The 9,712-nt window shown below is 73.5% G+C and carries 9 protein-coding genes and 1 pseudogene; 7 read left to right on the top strand and 3 right to left on the bottom strand.

The genetic code is table 11. The features are described from left to right. Nucleotides 1-403: 403 nt before the first annotated feature. The 7 genes and pseudogenes from RNC47_RS19130 to RNC47_RS19160 all read left to right on the top strand — a co-directional run bounded on the left by RNC47_RS19130 (nt 404) and on the right by RNC47_RS19160 (nt 5,883). Complete coding sequence (locus tag RNC47_RS19130; protein ID WP_311600344.1) at nt 404-976, top strand: DUF2617 family protein; 573 nt, start codon at nt 404-406, stop codon at nt 974-976. Further along, a pseudogene (locus tag RNC47_RS19135) lies at nt 973-1,713 on the top strand (spermidine synthase); the annotation flags it as partial. The gene RNC47_RS19130 and the pseudogene RNC47_RS19135, both read left to right, overlap by 4 nt. Nucleotides 1,714-1,849: 136 nt before the next feature. Continuing rightward, nucleotides 1,850-2,785: an SRPBCC domain-containing protein gene (locus RNC47_RS19140; RefSeq protein WP_311600345.1), complete on the top strand. Its 936-nt coding sequence runs from the start codon at nt 1,850-1,852 to the stop codon at nt 2,783-2,785. 81 nt (nt 2,786-2,866) lie between these two features. Next, the gene (locus RNC47_RS19145; RefSeq protein WP_311600346.1) at nt 2,867-3,688 is read left to right on the top strand and encodes an aldose epimerase family protein; all 822 of its coding nucleotides are present in this window, start codon (nt 2,867-2,869) and stop codon (nt 3,686-3,688) included. 26 nt (nt 3,689-3,714) lie between these two features. Further along, nucleotides 3,715-4,251, top strand: a complete 537-nt coding sequence (pyrE, locus tag RNC47_RS19150; RefSeq protein WP_311600347.1) for an orotate phosphoribosyltransferase — start codon at nt 3,715-3,717, stop codon at nt 4,249-4,251. Between the two features lie 138 nt (nt 4,252-4,389). Beyond that, nucleotides 4,390-5,412, top strand: coding sequence for a class II fructose-bisphosphate aldolase (fbaA, locus tag RNC47_RS19155; protein WP_311600348.1), 1,023 nt, complete (start codon nt 4,390-4,392; stop codon nt 5,410-5,412). A gap of 57 nt (nt 5,413-5,469) precedes the next feature. Continuing rightward, a complete protein-coding gene (locus RNC47_RS19160; protein WP_311600349.1) occupies nt 5,470-5,883 on the top strand; it encodes a DUF3151 domain-containing protein in 414 nt (137 codons plus the stop codon). A gap of 79 nt (nt 5,884-5,962) precedes the next feature. Here RNC47_RS19160 and RNC47_RS19165 read toward each other — a convergent pair whose 3' ends face one another. From RNC47_RS19165 to RNC47_RS19175, 3 genes are all read right to left on the bottom strand, one after another. Next, on the bottom strand, nt 5,963-7,225 hold the full coding sequence (locus RNC47_RS19165; RefSeq protein WP_311600350.1) for a class F sortase: 1,263 nt from the start codon (nt 7,223-7,225) through the stop codon (nt 5,963-5,965). Between the two features lie 11 nt (nt 7,226-7,236). Continuing rightward, nucleotides 7,237-7,791: a hypothetical protein gene (locus tag RNC47_RS19170; RefSeq protein WP_311600352.1), complete on the bottom strand. Its 555-nt coding sequence runs from the start codon at nt 7,789-7,791 to the stop codon at nt 7,237-7,239. A gap of 175 nt (nt 7,792-7,966) precedes the next feature. Next, a complete protein-coding gene (locus tag RNC47_RS19175) occupies nt 7,967-9,625 on the bottom strand; it encodes an ABC transporter permease (RefSeq protein ID WP_394814817.1) in 1,659 nt (552 codons plus the stop codon). Nucleotides 9,626-9,712 lie beyond the last annotated feature (87 nt).

Here is a 9,712-nt window from a genome sequence, read left to right on the forward strand (position 1 = left end):
TGTGAAGTTCCGCTGAGCTTCCTCACAGATGAGAGCGCGAACAAGTGCGGCCGAGTGACCGTTGTGCAGACGAGATGTGAAGCACGCTGAGCTGTTACCAGCGTTTCGATCCTTTTCGGGCCGAAAGGCCATATTTCGCGGAGTCTCCGCGCGTTGACTGTGCGGTTCTGTTCGAATTGCGCACGCCCGTCGGTGAATTGGCGCGGGCCGTTCCGGGGCGACATCGCCCCGCCGGGTGCGAACACCTGAGCCACCCTCCCCCCGAGGGGATGGAAACCTGGTGAAGTTGGGTAAAAACGCTGATGCTGCCGGTAGTTCCGTGGTTCGGTGGTGGCGCTGCCTTCGAGTGTCCCGAGGGGCGATCCACACCACCCTCAACTGCCCGCATGCGGGGGGCCGACCCATGCTCACCACCATCCACACCGCCTACACCGACACCCGCGCCGCCGACCTCGCCTGGGCGCTGGGCCGGGAACCGCTGCCGTCCCTGGCCACCCTCGATCTCGAACTCTCGGGAGCCCGGGTGCAGTTGCGGGTGCTGGGCGCCTCGCATCAGGTGCTCTTCGAGCATCGGGACGGCGCCTGCTCCGAGACCGTCGCGTGCATGCCGGGGAGCAACACCCCGCTGCCCCTGGGGGTTTCCCGGCGGCTCGGCAACTTCGAGTACGAGTTCGCGGCGCGCGTCGAGAGCCTGAGCGCCGGCTCGTTCGCCGGGCGCGCCCAGGAGTTGCTGGCCCTGGTCGCGGAGCATCCGCACGGTCTCGCCGGCCTGTTCCCCGGTGACCCCAACGCCTTCACCGCGCTGCTCGCGCAGCGGCAGGGCGGCCAGGTGCACTGGCGTACCTGGCACGCCTATCCGCAGGAGGGGCGGCTGGTGGCGACCAGGACCAGGGTCGCCGAGGGGGGCGGTCGCCGTGAAACCACTCCTGTGGGTGACAGTTCGATCCCGAGGTGTGACGTAACGTTCGGTTCATGATCCAGACGTCCGACGCCGAGCGCTCCGAGGCGGAGTGCTCGGCGACGGCCATGCTCCCGGTGTCGGCGGGCGTCGGGCGAACTCTGGTCCTGCTGACGGTATTCGTCTGCGCGGCCTGCGGGTTGGTCTACGAGCTCGAACTGATCGCGCTGGCCGACTATCTCGTCGGGGACACGGTCACCCACACCTCCATCGTGCTGTCGCTGATGGTCTTCGCGATGGGGCTCGGCTCGCTCGGCGCCAAGCGGCTGCGCGGCCGTGCCTCGGTCAACTTCGGCCTGATCGAAGTGGTGTTGGCGCTGGTCGGCGGCACCTCGGCGATGACGCTCCACCTCAGCTTCCTGCTCTTCGGCGAGGCCACGCCGATGCTGGTGTGCTTCTCGCTGGCGATGGGAGTGTTGATCGGGGCCGAGATGCCGCTGTTGATGACGCTGATCCAGCGGATCAGACAGCAGGACGCGGGGCGCGCGGTGGCCGACCTGTCGGCGGCCGACTACGTCGGGGCGTTGCTCGGCGGCCTCGCCTTCCCCTTCCTTCTCCTGCCGCTCTTCGGCCGGCTGAACGCGGCGCTGCTCACCGGGGTGGTCAACGCGCTGGCCGGCGGGGTGCTGGTGCTCTGGCTGTTCCGGAGCGACCTGTGCCCGCGCGTCCGCCGCCGGTTCCTGCTGCTGAGCGTGGGAGTGGTGGCCGCCCTGCTGGCCTGCATGGCGGTCGTGCCCCCGCTGGAGCAGGCGGCGGCCGAGCGGCTCGGCACCTCCTCCAGCGCGTTGGGGCCCGGCCGTTCCGGCTGATGGCGCGCCGCCGCCGGCCGGCCCGGCGCGCGGTGGGGATGAATAAGTGATCCGATCATGTGGTGTGGGTAGGCTCCGCGCCATGGCCATGGAGCACGAGGTCTATCTGCCACTGTCCGCCACCGCCGTGCGGAGTGCGTTCGCCGAGCCGGAGCGGGTGGCGCGCTGTGTGCCCGGGCTGCGTCTGGAGCCCGGCGGCGCGCTGGCCGGCCGCATGAGAGTGCGGATCGGTTCCTCGACCATCACCTACGGCGGCACCCTGACCCTGTCCGAGCGCGGCGAGGGCGTCACGGTCGAGGCGGCGGGCGCCGAGGTCAGGGGCGAGGGCACGGTGCGGCTCACGCTCACCGTGGTGCCCCGCCCGGTGACCGACCGCCCGGGGTGCACGCTCTCCTTCCGCGGCACGGTCGAGGCCGGCGGCCGGCTCGCCGACCACGCGGCCGAGCAGCGGGCCGCGGCGGCCCGGAGGTTGCTCGACCGGTTCGCCGAGGCGCTGGTCGAGGAGTTGTCGCGGTCCGCGGTCGACGGCGAGGAGCCGCCACCGCCCACGGCCCTGGCCGCCGGCATCGGGGCGCCCGACGACAACGAGCCGGCGATCCCGGTCATCCCGGCCGCTCCGGAGCCCGAGCACCGGCCGGCCGAGGTCGCGGACATCGCCGAGGCCGCCCGTCTCGCCGAGGTCGACGACATCGACGACATCGACGGGTTCGACCCGGTGGACGAGGTGGACGGGGCCGACGGGGTCGTCGAGATCGACGAGGTCGACGAGCTGGTCGCGGCCGAGGCCGCCCTGCCCGAGCCGGAGGCAGACTTCGCCCGGCGCACGATGATCGGTCGGAGCGCGGAGGAGGTGGATCACGCCCCGCCGCGCGGCCGGTACGCCCCCGATCCCGCGCCCGGGCAGCCGACGGGAACCGCCGTGGTGCTGCGCTGGGCGGCGCCGGCCGCCGCCATCGCGCTGGCCTCCGCGGTCATCGTCGGCCGGGCGCTTCGCCGGCGGCGCGGCGTGCTCCGCTGACCGCGCCGCCGACGCCCGCGCGGTGACGACATGAGGACCTGCGTACGTCGGATAGTCGCATCAGATCGTTATCGTCATGGGGTGACCACCGACGACACCGACAGCGGAGTGCGACTCCGCGCCGCCGACACCGAACTGACCGTGCGCCCCGACGAGGGCGGCCGGCTCTCCTCGCTCCGCGTCGGCGGGCTCGAACTGCTGCGCCAGGGCGAGCGGTTCGGCTCCTTCGTGATGGCGCCCTGGTGCGGCCGCACCCGCGAGGGGCGCTTCAGCAACGGCACCACCACCCACCAACTGCCGGTGAACGCCGGCCCGCACGCCATCCACGGCACGGTCAGGAACCGGCCCTGGCGGCTGGTCAGCGCGGACGACCGGAGCGCCGCCCTGGTCTGCGACCTCGGTGGCGGTTCCGACGCCTGGCCCTACCGGGGCCGGGTCAGCCAGCTCGTGGAGTTGGCCGAGGACGGTTCGGGCCTCACCCTCACCCTCGGTGTGGAGACGCTGGGCGACTCCTTCCCCGCGCAGGCCGGCTGGCACCCCTGGTTCCTCCGCACGCTGAGCCCCGAGGGCAAGGACGTCACCATCGACTTCACCGCCGAGTGGCAGGAGGAGCGCGGCGACGACCACCTGCCGACCGGCCACCGGGTCCCGCCCGGGCCCGGGCCCTGGGACGACTGCTTCGGCATGCCGGACGGCGTCCGCGTCGCGCTGGTCTGGCCGGACGAGCTGGAGTTGACCGTGGCCAGCCGCACCCCCTGGGTGGTGGTCTACGACGAGCAGCCCGAGGCCGTCTGCGTGGAGCCGCAGTCGGGGCCGCCCAACGGGCTCAACACCCATCCCCGCCTGGTCACCGAGCTGGAGCCGCTGGAGATCTCCACAAGCTGGACATGGCGCAGGCTCTGAACGGGCCTGGCGTAGTGTCGTGAGCCATGAGCGTGCGTGACGAGCTGCTGCGGCAGATCAAGGACAAGGCCGTCGTCCACGGCAAGGTCATCCTCTCCTCCGGGCGGGAGGCCGACTGGTACGTCGACCTGCGGCGGATCACCCTGGACGGCGAGGCCGCGCCGCTCGTCGGTGAGGTCATGCTCGACCTCACCGCGGACCTCGACTTCGACGCCGTCGGCGGTCTGACGTTGGGCGCCGACCCGGTGGCCGCCGCCATGCTGCACGCGGCGGCGGCCCGGGGCCGGCGGCTCGACGCCTTCGTGGTGCGCAAGGCAGGGAAGGCGCACGGCCTGCAGCGCCGGATCGAGGGCCCCGACGTGGCGGGCCGCCGGGTGCTCGCGCTGGAGGACACCTCGACCACCGGCGGCTCGGTGCTCGACGCGGTGGCCGCGCTGCGGGAGGCCGGCGCCGAGGTGGTGGCGGTCGCGGTGATCGTCGAGCGCGGCGCCGCGCCGGCCATCGAGGAGGCCGGGCTGCCCTACTACCAGGCGTACACGATGAGCGACCTGGGCCTGGCCTGATCGCCCCCCTGAACAGGGGATATGACACACCGTAGTCGTTTCACGTGAAACTGTCGCGCGCTGTCCCGGTAGGGGTCCTTCTCTGGGAGGATGAGCGGGACGACGGCGAGCAGACCTACGCATACAAGGAGCGGACAGATGCCGATCGCGACCCCAGAGGTCTACAACGAGATGCTTGACCGGGCCAAGGCGGGCAAGTTCGCCTACCCGGCCATCAACGTCACCTCGACGCAGACCCTGCACGCCGCGCTGCGCGGCTTCGCCGAGGCCGAGAGCGACGGCATCATCCAGATGTCCACCGGCGGCGCCGAGTTCCTGGGCGGTCAGTACGACAAGGACATGGTCTCCGGCGCCACCGCGCTCGCCGAGTTCGCGCACGTCGTGGCCCGGAAGTACCCGATCAACGTCGCCCTCCACACCGACCACTGCCCCAAGGACAAGCTGGACGGCTATGTCCGGCCGCTGCTGGCCCTCTCCAAGGAGCGCGTCGACCGGGGCGAGAACCCGCTCTTCCAGTCGCACATGTGGGACGGCTCCGCCGAGACCCTGAAGGACAACCTGGAGATCGCCCAGGAGCTGCTGGCCCAGGCCGCCGCCGCGCGGATCGTGCTGGAGGTGGAGATCACCCCCACCGGCGGCGAGGAGGACGGCGTCAGCCACGAGATCAACGACAAGCTGTACACCACGGTCGAGGACGCGCTGCGCACCGCCGAGGCGCTGGGTCTCGGCGAGAAGGGCCGCTATCTGCTGGCCGCCTCCTTCGGCAACGTGCACGGCGTCTACAAGCCGGGCAACGTGGTGCTGCGGCCGGACCTGCTGAAGGAGCTCCAGGAGGGCGTCGCGGCGAAGTTCGGCAAGGCCTCGCCGTTCGACTTCGTCTTCCACGGCGGTTCCGGCTCCACCCAGGAGGAGATCGCCACCGCCCTCGACAACGGCGTGGTGAAGATGAACCTGGACACCGACACCCAGTACGCGTTCACCCGCCCCATCGTCGACCACGTCTTCCGCAACTACGCCGGCGTGCTGAAGGTGGACGGCGAGGTCGGCGACAAGAAGACGTACGACCCGCGCAGCTGGGGCAAGCTCGCCGAGGCCGGCATGGCGGCCCGCGTCACCCAGGCCTGCGCCGACCTGCGCTCCACCGGCACCCGCCTGAAGTAGCTCGCGGCCGAACCGATCGTCGACGAATCCCCTCAGCGAAGCGGCACACTGGACGACATGGCGATTCACGAGAACCTGCTCGGGGGCCCGCCCCCGACCCACCTGCCCGACGATCCGGAGCCCCGCGAGCTGCTGGCCGCGGGCACGGCGCCGGCCGAGGTGGCCGCGAAGTACCCGGCCTCCTCGCTCGCCTGGGCACAGCTGGCGGACGACGCGTTCGCCGAGGGCCGCACGGTCGAGTCCTACGCCTACGCCCGCACCGGATACCACCGGGGCCTCGACGCGCTGCGGCGCAACGGCTGGCGCGGCCACGGCCCGATCCCGTTCGAGCACGAGCCCAACCGGGGCTTCCTGCGCGCCCTGCACGCGCTGGCGCGCGCCGCCCAGGCGATCGGCGAGGACGAGGAGTACGAGCGCTGCTCGCAGTTCCTGCGGGACAGCTCCCCGACGGCGGCCGAGACCCTGTCCTGACCGCCCACAGGCACACCGAGGCACACCGAGGCGTCCCGCGAGCGCGGGACGCCTCAGTCGTGTTCCGGCCGCTCGCCGGTCACTGGCCGGTGGCAGGGGGCGCGATGGTGCCGATCAGGCGGGCGTAGGCCACGATGTTGGAGTCGTAGCCGCCGTCCGCGGTCCAGCGGCCGCCGCAGGTGATCAGCCGCAGTTGGGGGGTGTCGACGGCGCCGTAGACCCGCAGGTCGGGGAAGTCCGCCTTCGGGTACTGCTCGACGGAGTCCACCTCGAACAGCGCGGTCTGGCCGTCCTCCCGGTCGATCTCGATGAGCTCGCCCGGTTGGAGCTGGCCGAGCCCGGCGAAGGCGGCGGGGCCGGTGTAGGTGTCCAGGTGCCCGACCAGGATGGCCGGCCCCTGCTCGCCGGGCGCGACGCCACCCGAGTACCAGGCGGCCCGCATGGCGTCCTCCTCGGCCGGCGACGGCGGCCCGCCGTCCGTGCCGAGCAGGGCGCCGAACACCTCGACGTCGGTGCCGAGCTGCGGGATGCGGATCCGGGTGGGGGTGGAGCGTGGCAGCGGCGGCGCGACCACTCCCGAAGGCTGTTCCGAGCCGTCCAGGTTGGCCGTGGAGCCCGCGTCGGGCGCCGCGCCGGGGGCGTCCACCGCGCCCGGCCGGGAGACGCCCTCCGCGATGCTGCTCGACGCCCGCGCCTCGCTGACGACCTCGCCCGAGCCGGGCAGCAGCAGCCCGCCGGCGAGCCCCACCGTGACGGCGGAGGCCGCGGCCGCCACCTCGAGACGGCGGGCGCGCAGCGCGAGCCGCTGCTGCCGGCTGACGCGGGCCGCCGCCGCGCGGCTGCCGTCGCCCGGCCGGGCCAGCACCAGCCGCTTGACGGCGCGGGCGGCCGACACCACCGGCCGGGCGACGCGGCGGTACCAGCGCACGACCCACCGCACCGCCCGGACCAGCACGCCGACGCAGGCCACCAGCGGCCGGCGGACGAGCCGGCCGAGGAACCGCACGGGCCGCAGCGGGTTCAGCACGGACCCGAGGCGGCGCCGCCTGCGCCGCCCGCCCCCGGCGTCCCCGGCCGCCCCCGCGGGGGCGCCGGCGGGGGCCTTCTCCTCGGCCCGGGCCGTGGTCGCGGTCCCGGTCGTGGCCACCTCGGGGGCCTCGCTCGGCCTGCCGGCCTCGCGAGCCCCCCGGCCCGTGCGGGCCTTCTCGGGCCTGGACCTGACCTTGCGCGGGTCCCGCGGGGTGCGCGGGGTGCGCCGGGGCTTGACCTTCCGCATCGCCCGCGGGACCCGCAGGCGAGGGGGTCGGTCGGCGCCCCGCAGCCGACGCAGGATCTGGCGCACCGCCGCGCCTCTCAGTAGTGGCTGCCGGTGGCCCGGCGCCGGCGGGCGAGGAACAGGTAGCCGGCGGTGCCTGCCACCGCCACGCCGCCGCCGACGGCCAGCGCGGTCGCGGCCGAGTCGCCGCCTCCGACGCCGCCGCTGCTGCCGCCGAAGCCGGCGGCCGCGCCGCCGGTGGGAGTGGCGGAGGTGACGGTGAAGTTGGTGGTCAGGGTGACGCCGTCCCGGCAGCGGACGGTGACGGTGTAGCTCTTCCCGGACTGGAGACCGCTGGACTTGATGCGGCCGGTGCCGACCCACTGGTTGTTGCTCGACTGCCGCAGGGTGATGTCCTGCTGGAAGGCGGGCGAGGTCGCCGGGCCGTTGGGCTCGCAGGTGGCCCGGACGGTGACGGAGGTGTTGGGGGGCCCCGAGCTCGGCGAGATGGTCAGCGGTGCCGAGGGGGTGGTCGGGCCGGAGTCGGCCTGCGCCTCGGCCCAGGCCAGGGTCGGGGTGGCGGCCGTTCCCAGGGAGAGGAGGAGGGTGGCCGCTGCGGCGGCCAGGCGGCTTCTGGAGAGCGCGATTCTCATGAGCGGTGACCTCCGGGTCGTCTGCCGCACGCAGAGACGCGTGACGGGTTGTCACCTATGCGAACAGCGCGTCACGGAGGTCGCATCCGGAGATGGTCCCAGCGGGTGGGTGGTTGCTCCGTTGGGTGGGCGCCCGGTGCCGCCCGGCCCGCCGGGGCGGGCCGGGCGGCACCGGTCACTTGCAGTCCAGGTCGCGGCGGTTGAAGCCGGCCAGGCCGAGCCAGATCAGCCCGGCGGCCACCGCGGTCAGGACCAGCAGCGGCGTCCACTCGAGGGCGGCCGCCGGCACCTGTGGGACATGGCCGATCGGGGAGAAGTCGGCCAGCCAGTCGGGCAGGTCGATGAGATCACCCAGATAGACCACGAGGAAGGAGTACCCCGGAACGGCCCAGGCGGCGGCCGAGGCGTTCGGGAGCCAGCCGAAGAGCGCCACGGCGACGCCCGCGGTGACCCAGAGCGCGGGCGCGTAGGCCAGCGAGGCGCCGGTCAGCGCGGGGACCAGGCTCCAGTCGTCGGTCGACGCGGCGCCGGAGAGCCCGAAGCCGAGGCCGGCGAGCAGCAGCACGGCGGTGCCGCCGACCAGTGACACGGTCAGGTGGCTGGCCAGCCAGCGGGTGCGGGAGAGCCCGGTGGCGAGCACGGGCTCGGCGCGGCCGCCGGTCTCCTCGGTCCTGGCCCGTAGGGCGGCCACCACCACGTAGCAGGCGGCGAGGACGACGAGGACGGTCATCACCACCGAGGCGAACGACTCCACCACGCCGCCGCCGAGCTGTTCGGTGAGCTCCCGCAGCTGCTCGTTCTCCCTGATCATGTCCTCGGCGCTGCCGAGGATGGAGCCGTACATCAGGCTGAACAGCAGTCCGCCTGCGGCGAAGCCGAGCAGCACGCCGCGGTGCAGCCGGAGGGCGAAGCCGAGCGGGCGGCTGAGTGCCTCGGAGGCGGCGGGCCGGCCGGGGCGTGGCGGCCGCAGTCCGGCGCCGACGTCGCGGCGGGTGGAGAGCGTGAAGGCCGCGGCGGCGCAGGCGGCGGCCAGCGCCAGGTTGAGCAGCAGCGGCCACCAGCGGTCGTCGACATAGGCGTAGGTGCGCTGGGCCCAGCCGATCGGGGAGAGCCAGGAGACGGGGTCGCTCCCGATGTCGCCGACGGCGCGCAGCGCGAAGGCGACGCCGACCGCGGCCATGCCGAGCCCGGAGGCGCCGCGCGAGAAGGTGCTGATCTGCACGCCGACCGCGGTGATGGCCGCGAAGCCGATGCCGGCCGCGGCGACGGCGGCGCCGAGGAGCAGCGAGCCGGAACCGGTGACCGTCTCCACCCCCGAGCCGCCGAGCGTGGCGGCGAGCAGCAGCCCGATGGCGAGGTTGGCGGCGACCGCCACGGTGAGGCCGGCGGCCAGCTGGGCGTGCCGGCCCACGACGTTGGCCCGCAGCAGTTCGGCGCGGCCCGTCTCCTCCTCGGTCCTGGTGTGGCGGACGACGGTGAGGACGCTCATCAGCCCGACGGTGATGGCCAGGTAGCCGATCAGCTGGTGCGCCGTCATCGCCCCGTAGGTGTAGTCGGGTCCTTCGACGTAGCGTTCTGGCCCGGTCATCGCGAGACCCGCGGGCCCGCCGAGGGTCTCCGCGGCGGTGGCGCGGTCGGCGGCGGTGGCGTACTGGGTCTGGAAGCTGGAGAGCGAGGACATCGAGACGAGCGTGGTCGCCAGGATCCACACGGGGAGCCTGACCCGGTCGCGGCGGAGCGCGAACCTGACCAGCGTCCAGGTCCCGGCCAGGGGCTGTCCCTGGCCGGTCGTGATCGCCCCGGTCGCGACGGGGGGCGCGGTGGCGGCGGTCACCTGGTCACCCCGTTGGCGTGGTGGCCGTTGCCCTCCAGGGCCTCCAGCTCGTCGCCGTAGTGGCGGAGCATCAGCTCCTCCAGGGTG

The organism is Streptomyces millisiae (genome assembly GCF_031845425.1).
GTDB classification, from domain to species: domain Bacteria; phylum Actinomycetota; class Actinomycetes; order Streptomycetales; family Streptomycetaceae; genus Streptomyces; species Streptomyces millisiae.